Here is a 226-nt window from a genome sequence, read left to right on the forward strand (position 1 = left end):
CCCCTGGGCGTCGGCCTGGATGCGGCGGCGCAGTTCATAGGGCTTCATGCCGGGGAAGAAGTGCGAGTAGCCACCTTGCGTGTTGGCATGCCACACGTCTATCAGCGCGCCCGCCACGGGCTGGCCTTCAAGGTCAAGCACCTGGCCCTCCATCACGAACACTTCGCCCTCGGGCTCGCCTTCGTCCAGGCGCACCTCGTGCTGCGACAGCGGCGCGCCAGCGACG

The 226-nt window shown here is 68.1% G+C and carries 1 pseudogene; it reads right to left on the bottom strand.

What is annotated here, in order from left to right:
* Positions 1 to 226, bottom strand: a pseudogene (locus tag B2J89_RS22365) (catechol 1,2-dioxygenase); the annotation flags it as partial.

Source organism: Acidovorax sp. SRB_24 (assembly GCF_012931925.1).